This is a genomic window from Microbispora rosea, from assembly GCF_044460045.1.
Classification (GTDB): Bacteria; Actinomycetota; Actinomycetes; order Streptosporangiales; family Streptosporangiaceae; genus Microbispora; species Microbispora rosea.
In genome coordinates this window covers 33836-55742 of record NZ_JBITJO010000018.1, presented here as the reverse complement: position 1 = coordinate 55742, position 21907 = coordinate 33836, and the positions used below count along the sequence as shown (strand labels likewise).

The following is a 21907-nucleotide window of genomic DNA, read 5'->3' as shown; positions in this document are numbered from 1 at the left end:
TACTTGGAGCGTTACATGTCCCTGACGAACGATCTCGCGCATACCCCGGCAGAGCCGAGAACGGTCGGCTTCGGACCGCTGGAGGCGACGGTCGACTACACGAAACTGCGTGCCCTCCCCGCGAACAAGTACCCCGACTACTTCAACCGCGTCTACCGCCTGTTCACCGGGCTGGAGATCGACATCTGGTCCCAGATCGCGCAGTACCAGGGTGAGGACCAGCTCTGGCTGGCCCACGCCCTCTATCTGTACGGCGCCAACATGAACGCTCTCCCCGATGACTTCGACCACACCGCGGCGGTGTCTCGCCTGATAGGCCGGGCGACCCTGCGTACGGCGATGCCGGGCGCCGAGAACGACGCGTTCGAACGGGAGGTGCTGCGGGCGAGCGGCTGGGTGAGGGGGGCGGTCGTCCGGAAGCTCGCCCTGCCCGAGACGGCGGTGGCGGCGAAGCTGAACCTCATCTACAACCCTCCCGGGTCCGACCAGGACGGCAAGGGGGAGACGAAGGTCGGGCCGCTGCAGGAGAACGTGCTCAAGGAGCTGGCCGATCTGCTGGTGAAGGTGGTGGACGAGCAGCTCCGGCACTGGGCGCCGCCCACGGGTACGCGGTCCGAGCCGGAGTCGCTCGATCACCTCAGGCGCGTCGCCGATTTCCTCCAGATGTTCGTCGCCGTCGGACTGCGGCCGTACGCGGACTCCTGGGAGGAGGGGCCGTACTTCGACGGCTTCCGCTACAGCGAACGCCTGCAGAGCACCTGGGAGCTGCCCGCCGGGCCCGCCCAGCGGCTGAACTGGATGATGAACAGGGCGCAGGCGGTCGGCTGGGACAAGCAACGAGGGGCGCTGCTCGTCAGAGCGAACTACGACGCCACCCGTTCCGGCGACCGGGATACGTTGCGCGCCCTGCTGCGGGAGCGCCTGTCGGGGGACGCGACCCTGAGCAGGAGGGTCGAGGCCATGGTCAAGCTGACCGCGGCGCACAGCGGAGGTGAGGGCAACATCTCCGTTCAGCCGATCTTCCCGAGTCCCGCGTGGGGGACGAAGTCCGACTGGCGCTGGCGGGTGATCAGAACGCTCGTGCACGAGTTGATGCACCGGCTCGCCCACCCCCGGTTCAGGGAGACGGCGGAGGGGATCCGGCACAGCCAGATCATCGGCGAGGGCTTCGTCGACCTGCTGACCGTGGACGTCTACACCCAGCTCTGGGGCGCGGTGTCCAAGTCGGACAGGGGTGCGCAGGTCCTGCTCAAGGGACTCGACGTGACCAAGGAGCCGGACCCGTCGTTCCTGAAGGTCGGCTACGGCGAGGCGGGAACCTCGGCGGCGGCGATCCGTGACCTCGTGGGCGACGACAACGTCCGCGCGGCCTTCTTCCTCGGCGCGACGCACCTCATCGGACTGCCCCCGCGCCAGTGAGCCCGAGCCCGCAGTCGGTGAGCAGGTCAAGGGTGTAAGCGGCGCGCGAAGTGGGCATCCGTTCGAGAAAGCGGTCGCTCGGTAGGTGACCGGCCGCTGACCGTGCAGGAGACCGGGGGCTCCTGGACGGGTGATTCCCCCACTCCCGGAGGTGCGGATCCGTGGACGTCGCGACCGCGCGTATGCGCCTGGAAAGCATGCTCGCCGAGCTCGACCGGTCGATCAGCGTGCTGCGTGGGGATCCGGCCGTCGGGCGCGACAGATGCCTCGCCGACGCGGGAGCCGACCTCACCGACGCAGACCGGACCCGGGCCATGCTCGACGCCGCCTCCCGGCAGCGTACGGCCGTGCTGGCCGCGCTGCGGCGGCTGGACGACGGCGGTTACGGCCGCTGCGTCGACTGCGGCACGCTCGTGCCCGAGGGCAGGCTGGAGGCCCGCCCCGAGGCGGCCCGGTGCGTGCAGTGCCAGTCGCGGGCCGAGCGCCGCCGGTGATCCTGTCGAGCGCCGCATCCGCCCGAGCCTCCCGCGAGCGCCTGTCCGCGCCGCGTTCCCTTAGAGCGTTCACAACGGCTTGCGGGCGCTCGCCACCAAGTGGATGCCGACGGTGTCGTCACCGTCGGCCTGCGTCTCCAGCTCGGTGCGGACCAGCCAGGACAGCGACTTGCTCTCCCCGCTCAGCACGTGGTCGACGGTGGAGGGGGACAGCACGGTGCGCGGGCGCACCCACTCCACCTCCAGGCCGGCGCCGGTGATCAGCTCGCGTATCTGCTGACTGGTGAAGCAGCGGGTGATGCTGCCGTCGGGCCAGGGGATGAGCATGACCTCGCCCGTCTGGCACAGGTGCGCCCAGTAGTTCTGCTCGGCGAGGATCGCCATGCCGAGGACCAGCGAGTCGACGCACAGCAGCGCGCGCCCGCCGGGCCGCAGCACCCGGGCCACGTCCTCGACGACGGACTCGGCCATGATCTCGACCGACAGCGCGCGCTCCTCGGCGATCACGCCGTCCACGCTGCCGTCGGGCAGGAAGCCGAGATTGTCGGCGCGCACCTTCTGTATCCGCTCGGAGGCGTCGCGCAACCAGGGTTCCGCCGGCCTGCGGAAGTCCATGACCTCGATCACCCGGTGACCGGCGCGCGCCGCCTGGGCCGGCCATCGCCCCCGTCCGCCGGACAGGTCCAGCAGCAGGGAGGGACGGCCGGGCAGCCACTGGCGCAACTGTTCGGCGACGACCGCGTGATAAAAGGTCCAGTACGGCCCGAGTGTGCCCGGGCCGTTGAGTTCGTTGGCCGGTATAGGCAGCACGAGCGACTCCTGGACTCTGGCTGCCCCGCGCATGGGCGTGCGGCAGCGAAACTCGGTTTCCGGGCTACCAAGCCGGTGCTTACTTTTTTCCCCGCACCGGGCCGTTCGTCACCTCAATCTGCACCGGGAACAGACTCTACGCCCGCCCTGTTGCAGTTGGGCATGAAGACGTTGGTGCTGCCAGAAGGCCTCGACGGGCTGGACCTTGCCGGGCCGGTATCCTCGGCTGGGTACGGTGTCCTGAAGGGGGTGGGTCCGGTCTCCAAGACAGCCGAGGAGACTCTGGAGCAGCGCAGTGAGCGGTTCGAGCGCGACGTCATGCCGTTTCTCGATCAACTCTACTCGGCGGCGCTCCGGATGACCCGAAACGCAGCGGATGCGGAGGATCTCCTGCAGGAGACCTTCGCCAAGGCGTTCGCCTCCTTCCACCAGTTCCAGGAGGGGACGAACCTCAAGGCCTGGCTCTACCGCATCCTCACCAACACGTTCATCAACAGCTACCGGAAGAAGCAACGGGAGCCCAAGCAGGCGGGCACCGAGGAGATCGAGGACTGGCAGCTCGCGCGGGCGGAGTCGCACACGTCGAGCGGGTTGAAGTCGGCCGAGATCGAGGCGCTCGAACACCTTCCCGACAGCGACGTGAAGGACGCTCTCGCCGCGCTCCCCGAGGAGTTCCGCATCGCCGTCTATCTGGCGGACGTCGAGGGCTTCCCGTACAAGGAGATCGCCGAGATCATGGGCACGCCCATCGGGACCGTGATGTCGCGCCTCCACCGTGGACGCCGGCAGTTGCGCAACCAGCTTGAGGACTACGCGCGCGAGCGCGGCCTCGTGCGGTCGGACTCCCGCGGCGCGGGTCTGGGCGGGACGCTTGGCGAGGAGGAGCGATGAGCTGCGGGAACCACCACGACACCCCGTGTAGCGAGGTGCTCGACCGGGTGTACACCTACCTGGACGGTGAGCTGGACAGCGACCGCATCGCCGAGATCAGGAAGCATCTGCACGAGTGCTCCCCCTGCCTGGAGGAGTACGGCCTCGAGGAGGCCGTCAAGCGGCTCGTGGCCAAACACTGCGGGTGCGACCCCGTCCCGCAGGACCTGCGCAGCAAGGTGCTCACCCGGATCGAGCAGGTACGCGCCGAGATGGCGGACTAGCCCGGCGGTCCCGGCAGGGTGACGGCCGGCGCGGCCCTTTCGCCACGCTCTGTCGCCGTGCCTGTTCTCGCTGGGCGCGCCTCCGTCGCGGGGGTGTGATCGGGCCGGGCCGGGGCAATGCTCGTTAGGATCTCCCGTTACAGGCCGGGAAGGCCGGGAAGGGCGGGGACATGCGGGCACTGGTCACCGGCGGGGCGGGGTTCATCGGGTCCACCCTCGTCGATCGGCTGTTGGCGGACGGTCACGAGGTCGCGGTGGTGGACGACCTGTCGTCCGGTCACGTGCGCAACCCCGACGCCCCCCTGCACGTCATGGACGTGCGCGACCCCGCGCTCGCCGATCTCGCGGAGCGCTGGCGGCCGGAGGTCGTCTGCCACCTCGCCGCGCAGATCAGCGTGCGCAGGAGCGTGGCCGACCCGGTGGCCGACGCCGGGATCAACGTCGAGGGCACGGTGAACGTCCTGGAGGCGGCTCGCCGCTCCGGGGCCCGAAAGATCGTTTACGCCTCCTCCGTCGCCGTCTACGGCAGGCCGGCCGTGATCCCGGTCCCCGGCGACGCCCCCACAGATCCCCGCTCGCCGTACGCCGCCTCCAAGCTCGGCGGTGAGCTGTACCTCGCCACCTACCGGGCGCTGCACGGGCTCGAATACACCACGCTCGTGCTGTCGAACGTCTACGGGCCGCGCCAGTCGCCCGAGGGTGAGGCCGGAGTGGTCGCGATCTTCACCGACGCCCTGCTGGCGGGAAAACCCACGGTCGTGTACGGCGACGGCTCCCAGACGCGCGACTACGTCTTCGTGGAGGACGTGGTGGACGGCTTCGCCCGCGCCTGCGGGCCCCACGGCGACGGCCGCCGGGTCAACCTCGGCACCGGCGTCCAGACCACCGACCGTGCGCTGCACAGTCTGATCGCCGCGGCGGCCGGAGCGCCGGACGAGCCGCGCTTCGATCCTCCTCGCCTGGGCGACCTCCCCGCGATGGCCGTCGACCCCGCTCCGGCGTACGAGGCCCTCGGCTGGCGTCCCCGGCACGACCTGCCCACGGGCCTCAAGGCCACCGTCGAATGGGCCCGGCAAGCGCTCGTCTGATCGCTTTGATCACCGGATGCGGCGTGTTACTAGTTGAGCATGCCGAGATCGTCGGCCGTCGCGGCGGCTTTCCCGTCTCGGGTCCGCGGCAGGTGGCGACAAACCGGTGCAATTGCACGCGGTGTGATTGCTTGGTTACGGTTTGGCTGCGATGGTCGCGACATCCCAGATCCGCCGTCGGCCCTTCTGTAGCCTGAGTGCGACATCGACGTGGAGGCGGCGCAATGCTTGGGAAGACCGTCGTCAGGCTAATAGTGGCGCTGGCGCTGCTTACTCCGGTGGTGGCTCTGGCCGGTCTCGCGGCCGGCACCCCGGGGATCTCCTGGACGTAGTCACTGCCCGTGGGCCGGTCCGGCAGGGCCGGCCCACGGGTCCGAACCGCATTCAAGGTGGCCGCCATGCGGGAACTGCCGTGGCCCGCCAGGGTCTACTTCGTCGCACTCGTCGGAACCGCCGGTCTCGTGATCACGCGCGGTCTCCTCGTTCATCACGGGCTCGTGGCGGAGGACTGGTCGGCGCTTCTCGTTCTGGCGCTGCTCTTCCTGCTCTGTGAGTCGGTGCCGACCCTGCTCAACGTGCCGCACGTCGCGGTGTCGGTGAGCTTCTCCGCCGCGCTGGCCGCCGTGGTGCTGGTCGGCCCGGAGGGCGCGGCCCTGGTCGGGCTGGCCGCGGTCGTGAGCGTGCGCCCCGGCCTGCCGATGGTGAAACGGCTGTTCAACGGCGCGCAGTACGCCCTGTGCGGCTACGCCGCCGGGTGGGCGTACGAGAGCGCGGGGGGACGCGCCCACCTGCCCGAGCCGGCCGACTTCCCGGGCATCCTCGTGCCGTACGCCGCCGCGACGGTGGTCTTCGTGGCCGTCAACTTCGCGCTGACCGCGGTCATCCTGCGGCTGGCGTCCGCGGTGCACAAAGACCAGGTCTCGCTCCGCGCAATGGTGCAGTTCCTGAGCTCCTACGTCGGCTTCGCCACCTTCGGCCTGCTGATCGCGGCCCTGTGGTCGACGGTGCAGTCGATCTCGGCCGTGCTCGTGCTGCTGCCGCTGTTCGTGGCCCGGTGGGCGCTGGGGCACTACCACGCCGAGCAACGGGCGTACGACGCGACCATCGCCGCGCTGTGCCAGGCGGTGGAGACGAAGGACTACTACACGCGCGGGCACTGCACGCGGGTCTCCGCGGCGTCCTCGATGATCGCTGAGGAGATCGGCATGGGCACCGAGCGGCTGCGCGCGATCCGATACGCGGGCATGCTCCACGACGTGGGCAAACTCGGCGTGCCGACCAAGGTGCTGCAGAAGGACGGCCGTCTGACCGAGGAGGAGTACGCCGCGATCCAGCTCCATCCGATGCGCGGGCTGGAGATCGTGCGGGGCATCGACTTCCTCGACGAGGCGTTCGCCGGGATCATGCACCACCACGAACGACATGACGGCAAGGGCTACCCGATGGGCCTGGCCGGCTCGGAGATCCCCGAGTTCGCCCGGATCATCGCGGTGGCCGACGCGTTCGACTCCATGACCTCCGACCGCTCCTATCGGAAGGCCAAGTCGATCGAGTTCGCGGTGGCGGAGTTGCGCAAGAACGCCGGGACCCAGTTCGACCCCGACATGGTGTGCGCGTTCGTCGAGGCGCTCGACCGGCACGGCTGGGACATGGCGCAGCCGGTGCCCGTCCCCCTGGACGACGCGGCCGTGGAGACCACCGTGAAGGATCACGACGACCCGACGACGCCCATCCAGGTGGTGTCGGAGCGGTGAGGGAGCGTCGGCTGACGGCCAGGCCGGTGGGGCTCGACTCGGGCCAGCTCCTGCTCATCTGCGCCGCCGGGATGCTGACCGTGGCGGGGATCGCCCACACGGCGGCGGAGGGCCTGACCGATCCGCGGGTCGCCATCGGGTTCGGCGCGCTCATCGCGGCCGGAGAGCTGGCCAGGCTCACGATGCCGGGCAACCGCGAGGTCGCCCCGATCTCCACCGCCGCCTCCCTCGGATACGCCCTGCTGCTCGACGTGGGCGGACGGCCGGCGCACCACTCGGCCCTGCAGGTCGTGGCGGTGATGTCGGTCGGCATGATCGCGGGCGGGCTGCCGCATCTGGCGGTCGGCCGGCCGCCACGTCTCGACGCGATGGCCCGGCGGCTGCTCGCCGGGTCGTTGCTCGCCTTCGCCTACCGGCCGCTCACCGGCCCGCTGGGGGAGCTCGCGCGGGACACCGGCGACCGGAACGGCAACTGGTGGCCGGCGCTCGGCGTGATGGCCGTGCTCGTCACGATCATGCTCGTGGCCGACGTGGTGATCGCGGCCATGCACCGGGCCGACCAGGTCAGGACCGCGTTCGCCGTGGCCGTACGGGACGAGATCAGGATGGCCGCGCCGCTCGGCGCCGCCGTCGCGGCGTCGGGCATCCTGCTCGCGCTCGCCTCGCACAGCATGGACATGACCGCGCTGCCCGCGTTCGCCGCGCCGCTGCTCGTCACGCAGGTGGCGTTCCGCAAGTACGCCGGCATCCGGGCGACCTACCTGCAGACCGTGCGCGCGCTGAGCCGGGTCACCGAGGTCGGCGGATACGTCGAGCCGGGCCACTCGCGCCGCGTCAGCCAGCTGTCGGTCGCCATCGGCCGGGAGCTGGGCATGGCGGAGCCGCAGCTGCTGGAGCTGGAGTACGCCGCGCTCATGCACGACATCGGCCAGCTGTCGCTGCGCGACCCGATCCCCGGCGGCGCGACCGTGCTGGCCGACCCCGCGCAGGCGCGGCGGATCGCCGAGCTGGGCGCCGAGGTGATCAGGAAGACCGGTGTCCTCCACGGCGTCGCGGAGATCGTCCGGCGGCAGTGCGAGACGCTCGGCGAGTCCCCGCCCACGGCCAGCCGCATCATCAAGGCCGCCAACGCCTACGACGACCTGGTGGGCGGATCGACCGACAGGGACCGCGCGGCGGCGGCACTGGAGCGGCTACGCCTCGACGGGGGGTCGGCCTACGACCCCGGGGTGGTGGAGGCGATGGCGCGCGTCGTCGACCGGCTCGTGCTCGTCACACGCTTGTAGCAGACGTAGCATCGGACCGCCTCCAACGGCACGCCGAGCCCGTCGTTGTTGTGGCGACCCTACAGATTCGGCCCCCGCGTTCAGTCGGAACGGGCGGGGGGACGGAGCGGGGGATCATCCTAGAGTTGGGTGCGTGTTCGACTCAGTTCTCGTCGCCAATCGTGGTGAAATCGCCCGCCGCATCATCCGTACGGTGCGGAGCATGGGGCTGCGCGCCGTCGCGGTCCACTCCGAGGCGGACGCCGATCTGCCGTTCGTGCGTGAGGCCGACGACGCCGTGCTCCTCGGGCCCGCGAACCCGGCCCAGAGCTACCTCGACATCGACAAGGTTCTCCAGGCCGCCCGTACGACGGGAGCGCAGGCGGTGCACCCCGGATACGGGTTCCTCGCGGAGAACGCCGCGTTCGCCCGTGCGGTGGTCGACGCCGGTCTCGTATGGATAGGCCCGGACCCCAAGGCCATCGAGCAGATGGGCGACAAGATCAACGCCCGCAACCTGATGGAGTCCGCGGGCGTGCCGGTCGCCGCCGGGACCAGGGAGCCGGTCTCCGACCTCGCGCAGGCCGAACGGGCCGCCGAGGAGATCGGGTTCCCCGTGATGGTGAAGGCGGCCGGCGGGGGCGGCGGGATCGGCATGGGCGTGGCGCGCGACAGCGAGTCGCTGGCCAAGGCGTTCGAGCAGGCGTGCCGGGCGGCCGCCCGCTTCGGCGGCGAGCCGGCCATCCTGCTCGAGCGTTACATCGAGCGGGCCAGGCACGTCGAGGTGCAGATCCTCGGCCTCGCCGACGGCACCGTGGTCGCCCTGGGCGAGCGCGACTGCTCCGTCCAGCGGCGCCACCAGAAGGTCGTGGAGGAGAGCCCGTCCCCCGGCGTGACCCCGGAGCTGCGCGAGCGGATGCTCGCGGCGGCCGTACGGGCGGGGGAGGCCGTGGCCTATCGCGGCGCGGGCACCGTGGAGTGCCTGGTGGACGCGGACGCCCAGGACTTCGTCTTCCTGGAGATGAACACTCGGCTCCAGGTGGAGCACCCCGTCACCGAACTGGTCACCGGTCTCGACCTCGTGGAGCAGCAGATCCGGATCGCGGCCGGCGAGACCTACTCCCTCCAGCCGCGGGTGAGCGGCCACGCGATAGAGTTCCGCGTCTACGCCGAGGACCCCCGCAGGTTCCTGCCGGGTCCTGGCAAGATCGGGGTATGGGAGGAGCCGGTGGGCGAGGGGGTGCGCGTCGATTCGGGATACGCGGCGGGCAACACCGTCACGCCGTTCTACGATCCGCTGATGGCCAAGCTCTGCGTCGTCGGCGCCACCCGTGAGGAGGCGCTGGAGCGGGGCAGGGAGGCCGTCGCCGCGTTCCGCATCGAGGGCCCGAAGCACAACCTGCCGTTCTGCGCCGAGCTGCTCGACCATCCCGAGTTCGTGAGCGGGAACTACGACACCGGGCTGGTCTCCCGAATGAGAAAAGCCTGATCTGCCGAATTACGTTGAGGGGAGTTTCCGGGTGGCCGAGGTGCGCGCCGAGATGGTGGCGAACGTCTGGAAGATCGTCGTGAGCGAGGGCGAGGTCGTCGAGGAGGGCGACACCCTTGTGATCCTGGAGTCGATGAAGATGGAGATCCCCGTCCTCGCCGAGGACGCCGGGACCGTCTCGAAGCTCCACGTGAAGGAGGGCGACGTCGTCCAGGAGGGAGACCCCATCGCCGTCATCGAGTAGCGCGGGACGGACGCTCAGAGACGGGAGAGGAACCGTTCCCGGTCGACGACGACCCGCTCGATCGTGCCCGTGGCGACCAGGGCGCCGGTCTTGTCGACGGCCCTGACGGAGAAGACGAGCCGCCTGCCGTCCACCTCGGTGAGTTCGACGCCGATCTCGACGTGCATCCCGACCGGGCTGGGCAGGCGGTGCTCGATCAGCACCCTGGTCCCCACGGTGGTCTGCCCCGGCTCCAGGTGATGCTGGACGGCCTTGACCGTGGCTCCCTCGGCGAACGACAGCAGCCGCGGCGTGCCCAGCACCGGCACGTCGCCGCTGCCGACCCGGATCGCCGTGTCCCCGCGCTCCACCATGATGAGGACCTCGGCGCGCAGACCTGGAGCAACACTCATGCGGGTCAGCCTATTGGGTCGGCATTCACCGGCGCTTGTGGAGGCCGCGAGGCAACTAAATGGGTCCGGGAAGCGTCTTAAACGGCAGCGGGGACTCCATGATGCTTTCCGGGCGGCGGAGGCGGGCAGCGGTTAGGGTGGTGCACTGTGGACCTCTACTGCGATCACTGCGGCCGCCCGGCCGGAAACGGTGATCACGCGGCCTGCCTGGCCGCCCGGGTGATGGAGCCACCGCGTTACTGCCCGCACTGCCGTCGCCGCATGGTTGTCCAGGTCACGCCCAGGAAATGGACGGCACGGTGCTCGGTGCACGGTAGTAGGGACGGATAACAGGTAGGCTCGACTTTCGATCCCCCGAGCCTGGATCCCTTACGCGTACAGGGTTCCGTGAAGTTGTCGTTATCTACCCGCGACACGAACCTGCTTTGTTGGACACCTTCGGGGGTCGATTGACTTAGGGGGTACGGGGCGCAAATGGTGGCCCAAGGCATGACCCTGGCTGGGCGTTACCGGTTGGACGCCCGACTCGGCGCCGGGGGCATGGGCGAGGTATGGCGTGGTGAGGACACCGTCCTCGCGCGCACCGTCGCCGTCAAGGTGCTTCTCCCCGGTCGTCTCGACGACCCCGGATTCGCCGTCCGCTTCCAGGGCGAGGCCCGCGCGATGGCGACCGTCAACCACCCCGGCGTCGTCGACGTCTACGACTACGGGGTCACCGAGGTCCCCGGCGACGGCTCCACCGCGTACCTGGTCATGCGGTTCGTCGACGGCGAGCCCCTCGACCGCCTGCTGATGCGCCTCGGCCGCATCGGCGCCGAGCCCGCGATGGAGCTCATCGCGCAGGCGGCCTCCGCCCTCCAGGCCGTGCACGAGCGGGGGATCGTGCACCGGGACGTCAAACCGGGCAACCTGCTGGTGCGGTCCGACGGCACGCTGGTGCTGACCGACTTCGGCATCGCCCGCGCCGACCAGGGCAGCCGCCTCACCGACGCCGGAATGGTGCTCGGCACCGCGGCCTACTGCGCGCCCGAGCAGGCCGAGGGGGCCCCGGTCACACCCGCCGTCGACATCTACGCGCTGGGCGTGGTGGCGTACGAGTGCCTGGCCGGGCAGCGTCCCTTCGACGGCGACTCGCCGGTGACGATCGCGCTCAAGCACATCCGCGAGGAGCCGCCGCCGCTGCCGCCGGACGTGCCGCCCGCCATCCGGGCCGTCGTCGAACGGGCCATGTCGAAGGATCCGGCGCGCCGCTGGCCGTCGGCCGCCGCGATGAGTCAGGCCGCCCGGCAGTCGGTGCTGGCCGCTGGTTCCGGGATGCCCGGCACCGTGGTCCCGGACGCCGCGCCCGGCTATGGCCCACAGGGCATGGCCGGCGCGGGATACGGCCCGCAGGGTGTCACGGGGGGCCCGGCGTCCACGGGCATGGGGGCCCCGCCTCTTCCCACGGGGGCGACCACCCAGGCAGGCCCCTACCAGGGCGGGCCGGAGGCCGTCCCGGCGACCGGAGCCACCTATCGCGTCACACGGGAGTCGTGGAACGACGCCCCGGCCGTGCCGCCGACGACCGTCGCCTCCCCGCAGCAGGGCTCCCGTACGGCGCGGCGCGCGGCGCAGCGGTCCAAGAAGGGCAAGGGAATGCCCGTCGCGGCCGGGGTGGCGGGGTTCGCCGTCGTCGGCGGTCTGGCCGTCCTCGGCATCAACATGGCCTCGGCCGGGTCGGGCGTCTCTGAGTCGCCCGCGCCGGCCCTGACGGTGGCCACCGCTGACCCGTCCCCGAGTCCGACACGGGTCCACTCGCGGCCCCCCACGAGGCCCTCTCCAAAGGTGCCGGTGACGCAGCCGAGCCCGGCCAAGCCGAGAAGGCCGAGCCCCACGCCGAGCCCGACTCCCAGCTCGTCGCCGAGCCCCACCGCCTCCCCGACGCCCTCGCCGAGCTCGACGAAGGGCCTGGTCAAGGTGCCCGATCTCAAGGGCCTGCCCGAGAGCTCAGCGCTGGCGCGGCTCAACATGCTGGGTCTCAGTCCGAAACCCGTCTACGACGGCGAAGGGGAGTGCAAGGGGACGGTCGTCGGCCAGAAACCGGCGGCGAACACGTCCGTCAAGGAGGGTACGGCGGTCACGTTCACCGTGAAGAAGGACTGCCCGCCTCCCTCGCCCAGCCCGTCGCCCAGCGCGGCCGGGAGCCGCTCTCCCGCGACGTCCTGAGACCGCCCCGACGGGAGCCCCGCGCGACGGACGTACGCGGGGCTCCGCCGGTGGTCACACCCCGGTCGTGTTGCGCGGGTAGGCGATCGCCGGGTCGGTGGCGATGTTGACCAGGTAGGGCACGCCGGAGTCGAAGGCGCGGCGCAGCGCCGGGCCGATCTCGCCCGGCGACGTGACGAGCTCCCCGCCGCCGCCGAGCGCGGTGACGACCTGGTCGTAGCGGCACTGCGGCTGGAGCTCGGCCGCCACGTCGTAGCCGTACAGCATCTGCATGGGGTGCTTCTCCAGCCCCCACATGCCGTTGTTGCCGCAGATCATGACGACCGGCATGCGGTGGCGGACCAGCGTGTCGACGTCCATCAGCGAAAAGCCCGCCGCGCCGTCGCCGAGCAGCAGCACGACCTGCGACGACGGCCTCGCGAGACGCGCCGCGATGGAGTAGCCGAGCCCGGTGCCGAGGCAGCCGTACGGGCCGGGGTCGAGCCAGTTGCCGGGCCTGCGCGGCTCGACGTACTTGCCGGCGTAGGAGACGAAGTCGCCGCCGTCGCCGATGACGACGGCGTCGTCGGCGAGCACCTTGTTCAGCTCGCCGTAGATGCGCATCGGGTGGATCGGGTCGGCGTCCGACTCCAGCAGGGCTGCGTCCCCGGCGGTCGCCGCCGCCGCGGCCTCGCTCAGCCTGGTCACCCACGGCTCGTACGCCTTGGGGTTCACCCCGGCGGCCCCGCAGGCCGCCGACAGGCCCCAGAAGACGACCGACAGGTCGCCGGCGGCCGAGCCCGACAGGCCGGTGTGCGTGGCGAGCTGGGAGGGTGCGTCGGCGATGTGGACGACCCTGGCGAGCGGTGCGCCCTCCTTGCCGCCGAACCAGCCGTAGGCGAGCCGGAAGTCGAGCGGGGTGCCGACCACGATGACGAGGTCGGCCTGGCCGAAGGCGACGCCCCGGGCGCGGGTCACCAGCAGCTCGTGCCCGGCGGGCAGGATGCCCCGGCCCTGGCCGTTGGGGACGACGGGCAGGCGCCACTCCTCGGCGAAGTCCCGCGCGGCCTCCTCGGCGCGCTCCATCCAGACGTCAGAACCGAACACCAGCACCGGGCGCTCGGCCTCGGCGAGCAGCCGCGCGATGCCGGCGAGAGCCTCGGAGTCGGGCTCGAGCGGCGACGGGGTCAGCGTCTCCGAGACGTACTCGGGCGACGGGGAGAACAGGTCGTCCATGTAGACGTCCAGGAACACCGGGCCGCGGTGCGGGGCCAGGGCGGTCCTGAAGGCCATCTCGACGTCCTGCCCGATGGAGTCCGCACCCGACCCGGTGAAGGCGAGCTTGGTGATGGGCGCGAACAGCGGCGGATGGTCCATCTCCTGCAGCGCCCCGGAACCCCAGCGTGAGCGCGGGGCGCGTCCGCCGAGCACGACGAGCGGGGAGCCGTTGAAGTGGGCCGTGGCGACCCCCGAGACGCCGTTGGTGACGCCGGGGCCCGCCGTGAGCACGGCGAGGCCGGGCTTGCGGGTCAGCCGGGCCGTCGCCTCGGCCGCGAACACCGCGCTCTGCTCGTGGCGCACGTCCAGGATGCGCATGTTCTGATGGACGGCCCCGTCGTACAAGGGGAAGACGTGCCCGCCGGACAGCGTGAACATCGTGTCCACGCCGTAGGCCTGGGAGACGGTGACGGCGATGTCGCCTGCGTGTTTGGGGGACTCCATAGGGTGAAACCTACCAGTCGGTCACTTTGGTCGTGTTTCGAAAGTGATGCCCTGTCGCGCGACGGGCGGCACTTCCTCGACACTCCCTTGGGAACAGGGGAACGGCCAATGCCCTCCAGCCACAGGAGAACCTCGGTCACTCCCGCTGATGCCCGGTGTCGTCGCGGCTACTCCGCCACCGCAGGCTGGGATTCCAGCCGATCGCCCGCCGGTGGCGTCAGAGGGTCTGGGAGAGCGCCTTGATGGGCATCTTGAGGTCGGCGAGCAGCTCCAGATCGCGCTCGGGCGCGCGGCCCAAGGTGGTCAGGTAGTTGCCGACGATGACGGCGTTGACGCCGCCCAGCATGCCGTCCCTCGTGCCGAGGTCGCCGAGGGTCAGCTCGCGGCCCCCGGCGTACCGCAGGATCGTGTGCGGCAGGGCGAGGCGGAACGTGCCGATCGTCTTCAGGGCCTCGGCGCCCGAGACGAGGGGCTGGTCGGCGAACGGCGTGCCGGGGCGGGGGTTGAGGAAGTTGAGCGGCACCTCGTCGGGCTCCAGCTCACCCAGCTGGGCGGCGAACTCGGCCCGCTGCTCCAGCGTCTCTCCCATGCCGACGATGCCGCCGCAGCACAGCTCCATGCCCGCCTCCCGGATCATGAGGCAGGTGTCCCAGCGCTCCTCCCAGGTGTGCGTGGTGACCACGCGGGGGAAGTGCGACCGGGCGGTCTCCAGATTGTGGTTGTAGCGGTGGACCCCCATCTCGGCCAGTTCGTCCACCTGCGTCTGCGTGAGCATCCCGAGGGAGCAGGCCACGTTGATGTCGACCGCCTCGCGGATCGCCTTCACGCCCTCACGGACCTGGTCCATCAGCCGCCGGTCGGGTCCGCGTACGGCCGCGACGATGCAGAACTCCGTCGCCCCGGTCGCGGCCGTCTCGACGGCCGCCCGGACGAGCGAGGGGATGTCGAGCCAGGCCGCGCGCACCGGGGAGGAGAACTGGCCGGACTGCGAGCAGAAGTGACAGTCCTCCGGGCAGCCGCCGGTCTTGAGCGAGACGATCCCCTCCACCTCGACCTCGGGACCGCACCACTTCATCCGCACCTCGTGCGCCAGGGCGAGCAGGTCGGGCAGGCGCTCGTCCGGCAGCGTCAGGCACTCCAGCGCCTGGGCCGCGTCGAGGCCCCTGCCCTCGTCCAGAACCCGTACGCGGGCGATCTCCAGGATGTCGGTCTTCACGCGGCACTCCCGTCGGTCCTCGGCGGCACTCCCGTCACAGGGGCAGCTTAAGGGCCGAGCGGAATCCGGCCGGGTCGAACATGCCGCCGAGGGTGGGAGCGAGTCCGACGCGGGCGGCGCGGGCGAACGCCTCCCGGCCGAGCGCGCCCGCGCCCTCCGGCAGCGCTCCCGACAGCGGCCGGGCGGCGAGCATCTCCAGGTCGGCGACGTTCGACCGCTCGGCGAGCCCCGGCTCGGCGGGCCAGGACCCGATCACCACGCCCGCCAGGTCGAGGCCCCGGCCCGCCATGGCTTCGAGCGTCAGCGCCGTGTGGTTGAGCGTGCCCAGGGCGGCGCGCGCCACCACGAGGACGGGGGCGTGCAGCCGCCGCGCCAGGTCCGCGAGCGTGCCGCCCTCCTCGTCGTAGCGGACCAGCAGGCCCCCGGCGCCCTCGACGAGTACCAGCCGGTGCGACTCGGCCAGCTCCTCGATCCGCGCCGCCGCCGACGTGAGCGACAGCGACGGCATGCCGGAGACGCGGGCCGCCGCGGCGGGGGAGAGCGGATCGGGATACCGGGTCATCTCGAAGGTCGTGGTCACCCCCGACAGGCGGATCACCTCGTCGAGGTCCCCCGGCTCCCCGGCCGCCACCCCGGTCTGCGCCGGCTTCACCACCGCCACCGTCGCGCCCCGCTCCAGGGCCAGGACGGCGAGCGCGGCCGTCACCACCGTCTTCCCGACCCCCGTGTCCGTCCCCGTCACAACGAGAATGCTCACGCCCCGCAGAGTAGAACGCCTCCTGCTCACCGAACCACCCGACACCCCCGTGATCTTGCAAGATCACGAACGGTGAATCCGCAGGTCACATGTGGGCGCTGCGACAAATTACATGATCGCGGGGGTGGGGGTCAGGGGCGGCGGAGGCGGGTGACGAACTTGTAGCGGTCGCCGCGGTAGAGCGACTGGGCGTACTCGACGGGGTTGCCGTCGGCGTCGAAGGCGTGCCGGGTCAGCAGCAGCATGGGCAGGCCGACGTCCACGCCCAGCACCTGCGCGTCGTACGGCGTGGCGAGCACGGTCTCTATTACCTCCTCGGCGTCGGTCAGCCGCACGTTGTAGGCGTTGTGCAGCGTCTCGTACAGCGAGGAGTGCACCTCCAGCTCGCGCCGCAGGCGGGGGAACCGGCGGGCGGACAGGTGCGTGGTGTCGATGGACATCGGCTCGCCGTTGGCCAGGCGCAGGCGGTGGATCCGCAGGACCCGGCTGCCGGGATTGATGGCCAGCCGCCGCCCGAGCGCCTCGTCGGCCGTGATGTAGCTGATGTCGAGGATCTTGGTGTCCGGCTCCAGGCCGACCGTGCGCAGGTCACCGGTGTAGGAGGTGAGCTGCAGGACCTGGGCGACCTTGGGCTGGGCCACGAACGTGCCCTTGCCCTGGATGCGCAGCAGCCTCCCCTCGACCACGAGCTCCGACAGCGCCTGCCGGACCGTCGTCCGGGATGTCTCGAAGCGCACCGCCAGGGCGCGCTCGGGCGGGAGCGCGCTGCCCGCGGGCAGGCTCTTGGTGAGCTCCAGAAGACTGCGCTTCACGTCGTAGTACTTCGGAACCCGGGGAGAGTCCTCGCTGTGCTCCGTCACCTGTCCACCCTCAACTCGGCCACATCGCCCAACTCAGGCAACATCGTCAACTCGGCCACAGCGGTGAGCGCACCCCGGACCACCGCGAGATCATCGGACCTCAAATCGGCCCTCGCGGTCAACCGCAGACAGGACCGGCCACGAGGCACCGATGGTGGGCGGAAGCATCCCACGCGAACCCCCAGTTCCGCACACAGGGCTCCCGCTGACAGGGCGAGCGTGGGCGAGCCGAGCACGACCGGCACGACGGCGGCCGCCGGATCGGCCGTCTCCAGGCCGAGCTCGCGGGCCATCGCGGCCAGTTCCCCGGCTCTCAGCCGAGCGCGTACGGGCAGGTCAGCGGTGCTCTCCAGGATATCGAGAGCGGCCAGGGCGGCACCGGCGCAGGCTGGTGCGAGGCCGGTGTCGAAGATGAACGACCTGCCGGTGTCCACGAGCGTGCCGATCACCTCGGGGGCGCCCAGGACGGCGCCGCCCTGGGAACCCAGGGACTTCGACAACGTGACGGTTCTCACAATGTCCGCGCGGCCGGCGAGGCCCGCCGCGTGTACGGCGCCCCTGCCGTGGTCGCCCACCACGCCGAGCGCGTGGGCCTCGTCCACCACCAGCAGCGCGCCGTGCCGTACGGCCGCCTCGTGCAGGGCGCGCAGCGGGGCGAGGTCGCCGTCGACGGAGAAGACGGCGTCGGTGACGACGAGGGCGTGCTCCTCGGCACGCTCGGCCAGGGCCTTGTCCACCGCCTCCGCGTCGCCGTGCGGCGTGACCACGACCCGCGACCGCGACAGCCGGCAGGCGTCGACGATCGAGGCGTGGTTGCCGGCGTCCGAGACGATCAGGCCGCCCCGCCCGAGGGCGGCGACCGCGGCGAGGTTGGCGAGGTAGCCCGAGGAGAACACCAGGGCCCCGGCCGCTCCGGTGAACGCGGCGAGCCGGTCCTCCAGCTCGGCGTGGAGCCGGGTGGAGCCGGTGACCAGACGTGAGCCCGTGGAGCCCGCCCCCCACTCCCGGGTCGCCCGTACGGCCGCCTCCACGAGCCGCTCGTCCCGCGACAGCCCCAGGTAGTCGTTGGAGGCCAGGTCGAGCAGGCCGTCGTGGCCGGGCGTGCGCGGGCGGAGAGTGCGGCGCAGGCCGGCCGCCTCGCGCTCGGCGGCGGCCGCGCGTAGTCTGTCCAACGGCCCTGTCATGAGGTGCATCTTGCCAGGTGGCGATGGTCGATTCGCTTTCGACCCGGACAGCGGCGCATCATGCAGTCGTGCCGACTCTCAGCGACCTGGTGTCGCGCCACACCGCACTCGATTCCGCCGGCGTCGACTGGATCCACTCGCTGGTCTCGGACTGGCAGCTGCTCGCCGACCTGTCGTTCGCCGACCTCATACTGTGGGTTCCCGATCAGAGCGGCACGAGGTGGGTGGCGGTGGCCCAGATGCGGCCCACGACCGGTCCCACCGTCTACCACGACGACGTCGTGGGCATGTCCATCGCCGTCGGAGAGCGGCCGCTGATCGACGTGGCCTGGGCCGAGAACCGCATCTGCAGGGAGGGCGACCCCGACTGGTCCAGCGGCGTGCCGGTGCGCGAGGAGACGATCCCGGTGCGGCGGGACAAGGAGGGCCCGATCATCGGGGTCATCCAGCGCTCGACCAATCTGTCGTCGGCGCGGACCCCGTCCCGGCTGGAGCTGACCTATCTGCAGAGCGCGTCCGATCTGGCGCAGATGGTGGCCGAGGGCAGGTTCCCCTTCGCGGAGGAGGAGCCGATCCTGGTCAGGTCGCCCCGGGTGGGCGACGGCCTGCTCCGCCTGGACAAGGCCGGGCGGGTCACCTACGCCTCGCCCAACGCGCTGTCGGCCTACCGCAGGCTCGGCCTGCACGCCGATCTCGTGGGGGCGGACCTGGGGAAGACGACCGCCGACCTGTGCTACTCCGACGAGCCGATCAACGAGGACCTGATGCTCGTCGCCAGCGGGCGGGCCCCCCGGGAGACCGAGGTGGAGAACGGCGGCACGGTCGTGCAGCTACGGGCGATCCCGCTGATCGTCGGTGGCGGCCGCATCGGCGCGCTGGTGCTGATCCGCGACGTGACCGAGCTGCGGCGGCGTGAGCGGGAACTGCTCACCAAGGACGCGACGATCCGCGAGATCCACCACCGGGTCAAGAACAACCTGCAGACCGTGGCAGCGCTGCTGCGGCTCCAGGCGCGCCGGCTGAACAACCCGGAGGGCCAGGAGGCGCTGAACGAGGCCGTACGGCGGGTCGGCTCGATCGCGATCGTCCACGAGATCCTCGCCCAGATGCCGGAGGAGATGGTCGAGTTCGACGACATCGCCGACCGGGTCATCGCGATGACGGCGGAGGTGGCGGTCGCGCAGGTGGCGATCAAGCGGGTCGGCAGCTTCGGCGTGCTGCCCGCCGCGGTCGCGACCCCCATCGCCATGGTGCTGACCGAGTTGCTGCAGAACGCGGTCGAGCACGGGTTCGCCCACTCCTCCGGAAACGTCCAGATCGTCGTCTCCCGCGACGCCGATCGGCTGGAGTTCACCGTGGCCGACGACGGCAAGGGCCTGCCCGAGGACTTCGACCTGGAGGCCACGGGGAGCCTCGGTCTTCAGATCGTCCGTACGCTGGTCGTCGGCGAACTGTCGGGCCGCCTGGGTGTGGCCACGAGAGACAGCGGGGGCACCGAGGTCAGCCTCAGCATCCCGGTGCAGTCGGGCTGATCTCCCCGAGGGCTTCGATCCCCCACAGGGGCCTCGGGTTCGCGGGAGGCCCCACAGGGGGTCCCGCTGTGCGAGACCTGTGTGGGGGATGCCATAGTGGACGCGATGCGTTGGTGGACAGACGGCCCTGTGGGCGGGAGGCTACGCGGCCGTCCCGGCCGGGCTCCGAGGTCCCGCGATCCGGTGAATGCCGTCACTGGCATTCACCGAAGGCGTTCGCGTGCGGCGGGGGAGTCAGACGGCGGCGCGGGCGCGGGCGCGAGCCGTACGGCGCTTGAGGGCGCGACGCTCGTCCTCGCTGAGCCCGCCCCAGACTCCGGCGTCCTGACCCGACTCGAGGGCCCACTTGAGACAGGACTCGGCGACGGTGCATCGCCGGCATACCTGCTTGGCCTCTTCGATCTGCATGAGCGCCGGACCAGTGTTCCCGATCGGGAAGAACAGTTCGGGGTCCACGTCACGGCAGGCAGCGCGGTGGCGCCAGTCCATGCGTTCCACTCCTTCGTAAAGTGGAGCCTCCGTGGCTCCTCTAGCCGTCAACTTTGTGAACTCTTTCACTAGCTGATGCGAACAATCGCCCGGATCCTGGGATGGGGGCCGGGCTCGTTCACGTGATCGCCGGGGCTCCTCACGGAGGCGGTGGTCTCCGTAAAGGTCCTACGTTCCGACGTCGTAGTTCAGCTTTTCAGCCGTTCCAACACCACACAAGAGGTTTGGAACAAGGTTTTGCCCGTCGTGGCTGTCGGATGCGTCACACTATGACTACATGTAACAAGCTAGACGAGGACTTGTAATGCGTCCGGGATAGCGCGGAAGATCACCCACTCGTGTTCTCCCAGGTAGTCGCCGTCGAGCTGGAAGGCGACCGGGCGGGAGGCGTGGAGCGTGAACTCGGCCTCGTCATGCAGCTGAACGAGGTGTTTACCGCGAGGCAATCCCCGGTGCTCACCGATGATCTGCCGGGCGAGCGCGAGCACCGTCGGCAGGTCCATCCTGCGGAGTCCGAGCATGTCGAGCCCCGTCTCGAAGCCGGCCCACGGCGTCGGGTTGATCGGACGTGTGCCGGCGTACGTCCACGGCGACGTGTTGGACACGATCGCCATGAAGATCCCATCCTCTGGTGGCCGGCCGGGACGCGTCAGCCGGATGGCCGGCCGCCGGCGGTCCGTCACGAAGAAGTGGCGGATCGTCGTGTTCACGTAGAGAGCGGGCAGCGCGCGATGCCCCGCGCTTCGCAGGCCCTCCACGGCCCGGACGACCTCGGCGTCGTATCCCAGCCCAGCACAAAATGTGAAATATCTAGACCTTCGCTGGTCAGGTGGCGCACCTGCCCCCGGGTCCGGCCCTGAAACCTCGTCGTGCCAAATCGCCTGTCCCAAACCGATGGTCCGGCGGCGTCCTTCGCGCAGCGCCTCCAGGACGGCGCCGGTCGCCTCGACCGGGTTGTTGGGCAGCCCGAGGGCGCGGGCGAAGACGTTGGCGCTGCCCCCGGGGATCACGATGAGCGCGGGCCGCTCGTTCGCGCCGCCGGCGGGCCGGGCGTCCAGCAGGCCGTTGACGGTCTCGTTGATCGTGCCGTCGCCGCCGAGGACCGCCACCGTGTCGAAGCCCTTGGCGTGCGCGGTGGCCGCGAGCGTGGTCGCGTGGCCGCGATAGGCGGTCTCCTCGACTGACAGGTCGACGGCGGCGCCGAGCGCCCGGATCAGCACGTCGCGCGTGCGCCGGTGCGTCGAGGTCGCCTTGGGATTGACGAGGAGGAGTGCCCGCATGCCTGAAGGTTAACGAACGGTTTACCGCTCGCGCCGGGTGATGCCTCTCCGGTGACTCCCCCACGGGGGCGCGGGTGTCTGCGGGTAGGGTTGGGCGGTGTGATCAGCAGTTCCGTCGGCCGCCCCGCCACGCTGACCGTGGCCGCCGCCGTTCTGGCCGCGGAAGGCCTGCTCGCCCTCGCCTTGGGCGGATATGTCGGCGTCGAGACCGTGATCGGCAAACCCACCGACCTGGTCACCAGCATCGCGGTGGCCGGATTCGGCGTGCTCGGCGGAGCTCTGCTGCTCTGGGTGGCCTGGGGCGTGTGGCAGGTGCTGCGCTGGAGCCGGGGCCCGGCCGTGGTGACGCAGATATTCGCGCTTCCGGTGGCGATCAGCCTCATCCAGTCCGCGCAGTACGGGTTCGGCGTCCCTCTCATCACCGCGGCGGCGATCGCCCTGGTCGCGCTGCTCGCGCCGGCCTCCACCCACGCCCTCATGGGCGAAGACGGTGCACGCTGAGCGGACGGCGGGCAGGCACTGACCCGACACGGGGCCGACATCGGGCCGACACGGGGCCGATAGCGGGCCGACA

The 21907-nt window shown here is 70.9% G+C and carries 22 protein-coding genes; 13 read left to right on the top strand and 9 right to left on the bottom strand.

From position 1 onward, the window contains the following. Nucleotides 1-15 precede the first annotated feature (15 nt). Nucleotides 16-1419, top strand: a complete 1404-nt coding sequence (locus ACIBK1_RS39670) for a hypothetical protein (protein ID WP_030511426.1) — start codon at nt 16-18, stop codon at nt 1417-1419. A 161-nt stretch (nt 1420-1580) separates the two neighbouring features. Further along, nucleotides 1581-1913, top strand: a complete 333-nt coding sequence (locus ACIBK1_RS39665; RefSeq protein WP_396740785.1) for a TraR/DksA family transcriptional regulator — start codon at nt 1581-1583, stop codon at nt 1911-1913. 69 nt (nt 1914-1982) lie between these two features. Here the strand turns inward: ACIBK1_RS39665 and ACIBK1_RS39660 are convergent, their stop codons facing one another. Next, nucleotides 1983-2723 (bottom strand): class I SAM-dependent methyltransferase, encoded by a 741-nt coding sequence (locus tag ACIBK1_RS39660; protein WP_030511428.1) that lies wholly within the window; start codon nt 2721-2723, stop codon nt 1983-1985. A gap of 249 nt (nt 2724-2972) precedes the next feature. Here ACIBK1_RS39660 and ACIBK1_RS39655 point away from each other — a divergent pair, with 249 nt between their 5' ends. From ACIBK1_RS39655 to ACIBK1_RS39625, 7 genes are all read left to right on the top strand, one after another. Further along, nucleotides 2973-3614, top strand: a complete 642-nt coding sequence (locus ACIBK1_RS39655; RefSeq protein ID WP_036408640.1) for a sigma-70 family RNA polymerase sigma factor — start codon at nt 2973-2975, stop codon at nt 3612-3614. After that, nucleotides 3611-3877, top strand: coding sequence for a mycothiol system anti-sigma-R factor (gene rsrA / locus ACIBK1_RS39650; protein WP_030511430.1), 267 nt, complete (start codon nt 3611-3613; stop codon nt 3875-3877). Before ACIBK1_RS39655 ends, rsrA begins: the two co-directional genes overlap by 4 nt. A gap of 170 nt (nt 3878-4047) precedes the next feature. After that, entirely contained in the window at nt 4048-4965 is a 918-nt protein-coding gene (locus tag ACIBK1_RS39645) for an NAD-dependent epimerase/dehydratase family protein (protein WP_396740783.1), read from the top strand. A gap of 398 nt (nt 4966-5363) precedes the next feature. After that, nucleotides 5364-6719 carry an HD-GYP domain-containing protein gene (locus tag ACIBK1_RS39640; protein WP_030511432.1) on the top strand — a complete coding sequence of 452 codons (1356 nt, stop codon included), beginning with the start codon at nt 5364-5366 and terminating at the stop codon, nt 6717-6719. Further along, on the top strand, nt 6716-8005 hold the full coding sequence (locus tag ACIBK1_RS39635) for an HD-GYP domain-containing protein (RefSeq protein WP_051762494.1): 1290 nt from the start codon (nt 6716-6718) through the stop codon (nt 8003-8005). The genes ACIBK1_RS39640 and ACIBK1_RS39635 overlap by 4 nt, the downstream gene beginning before the upstream one ends. Nucleotides 8006-8138: 133 nt before the next feature. Continuing rightward, on the top strand, nt 8139-9473 hold the full coding sequence (locus tag ACIBK1_RS39630) for an acetyl-CoA carboxylase biotin carboxylase subunit (RefSeq protein WP_076442194.1): 1335 nt from the start codon (nt 8139-8141) through the stop codon (nt 9471-9473). Nucleotides 9474-9504: 31 nt separating this feature from the next. Then, nucleotides 9505-9717, top strand: coding sequence for a biotin/lipoyl-binding carrier protein (locus ACIBK1_RS39625; RefSeq protein ID WP_030511435.1), 213 nt, complete (start codon nt 9505-9507; stop codon nt 9715-9717). Nucleotides 9718-9731: 14 nt separating this feature from the next. On the opposite strand, the gene ACIBK1_RS39620 is transcribed toward ACIBK1_RS39625, so the two are convergent. Continuing rightward, nucleotides 9732-10109 carry a thioesterase family protein gene (locus ACIBK1_RS39620; protein ID WP_030511436.1) on the bottom strand — a complete coding sequence of 126 codons (378 nt, stop codon included), beginning with the start codon at nt 10107-10109 and terminating at the stop codon, nt 9732-9734. A 147-nt stretch (nt 10110-10256) separates the two neighbouring features. Here ACIBK1_RS39620 and bsaP point away from each other — a divergent pair, with 147 nt between their 5' ends. Then, nucleotides 10257-10439 carry a biotin synthase auxiliary protein BsaP gene (bsaP, locus tag ACIBK1_RS40650; RefSeq protein ID WP_076442192.1) on the top strand — a complete coding sequence of 61 codons (183 nt, stop codon included), beginning with the start codon at nt 10257-10259 and terminating at the stop codon, nt 10437-10439. Nucleotides 10440-10598: 159 nt separating this feature from the next. Next, nucleotides 10599-12314: a serine/threonine-protein kinase gene (locus ACIBK1_RS39615; protein WP_396740781.1), complete on the top strand. Its 1716-nt coding sequence runs from the start codon at nt 10599-10601 to the stop codon at nt 12312-12314. 54 nt (nt 12315-12368) lie between these two features. Here the strand turns inward: ACIBK1_RS39615 and ACIBK1_RS39610 are convergent, their stop codons facing one another. The 5 genes from ACIBK1_RS39610 to ACIBK1_RS39590 form a co-directional block, all read right to left on the bottom strand. Beyond that, entirely contained in the window at nt 12369-14015 is a 1647-nt protein-coding gene (locus tag ACIBK1_RS39610; RefSeq protein WP_030511438.1) for an acetolactate synthase, read from the bottom strand. Nucleotides 14016-14232: 217 nt separating this feature from the next. Continuing rightward, on the bottom strand, nt 14233-15231 hold the full coding sequence (gene bioB / locus ACIBK1_RS39605) for a biotin synthase BioB (RefSeq protein WP_030511439.1): 999 nt from the start codon (nt 15229-15231) through the stop codon (nt 14233-14235). A 34-nt stretch (nt 15232-15265) separates the two neighbouring features. After that, on the bottom strand, nt 15266-15988 hold the full coding sequence (bioD, locus tag ACIBK1_RS39600) for a dethiobiotin synthase (protein WP_030511440.1): 723 nt from the start codon (nt 15986-15988) through the stop codon (nt 15266-15268). A gap of 131 nt (nt 15989-16119) precedes the next feature. Continuing rightward, nucleotides 16120-16848, bottom strand: coding sequence for a GntR family transcriptional regulator (locus ACIBK1_RS39595; RefSeq protein WP_030511441.1), 729 nt, complete (start codon nt 16846-16848; stop codon nt 16120-16122). Continuing rightward, on the bottom strand, nt 16845-18032 hold the full coding sequence (locus ACIBK1_RS39590) for an 8-amino-7-oxononanoate synthase (RefSeq protein WP_051762502.1): 1188 nt from the start codon (nt 18030-18032) through the stop codon (nt 16845-16847). The genes ACIBK1_RS39595 and ACIBK1_RS39590 overlap by 4 nt, the downstream gene beginning before the upstream one ends. A 68-nt stretch (nt 18033-18100) precedes the next feature. On the opposite strand from ACIBK1_RS39590, the gene ACIBK1_RS39585 reads away from it, so the two are divergent. Next, nucleotides 18101-19564, top strand: coding sequence for a sensor histidine kinase (locus tag ACIBK1_RS39585; RefSeq protein WP_030511443.1), 1464 nt, complete (start codon nt 18101-18103; stop codon nt 19562-19564). A 234-nt stretch (nt 19565-19798) separates the two neighbouring features. Here ACIBK1_RS39585 and ACIBK1_RS39580 read toward each other — a convergent pair whose 3' ends face one another. Next, nucleotides 19799-20053, bottom strand: coding sequence for a WhiB family transcriptional regulator (locus ACIBK1_RS39580; RefSeq protein WP_030511444.1), 255 nt, complete (start codon nt 20051-20053; stop codon nt 19799-19801). Between the two features lie 287 nt (nt 20054-20340). Beyond that, nucleotides 20341-21333 carry a diacylglycerol/lipid kinase family protein gene (locus tag ACIBK1_RS39575; RefSeq protein ID WP_030511445.1) on the bottom strand — a complete coding sequence of 331 codons (993 nt, stop codon included), beginning with the start codon at nt 21331-21333 and terminating at the stop codon, nt 20341-20343. Nucleotides 21334-21432: 99 nt separating this feature from the next. On the opposite strand from ACIBK1_RS39575, the gene ACIBK1_RS39570 reads away from it, so the two are divergent. Then, nucleotides 21433-21834: a hypothetical protein gene (locus ACIBK1_RS39570; RefSeq protein WP_231514131.1), complete on the top strand. Its 402-nt coding sequence runs from the start codon at nt 21433-21435 to the stop codon at nt 21832-21834. Nucleotides 21835-21907: the final 73 nt, after the last annotated feature.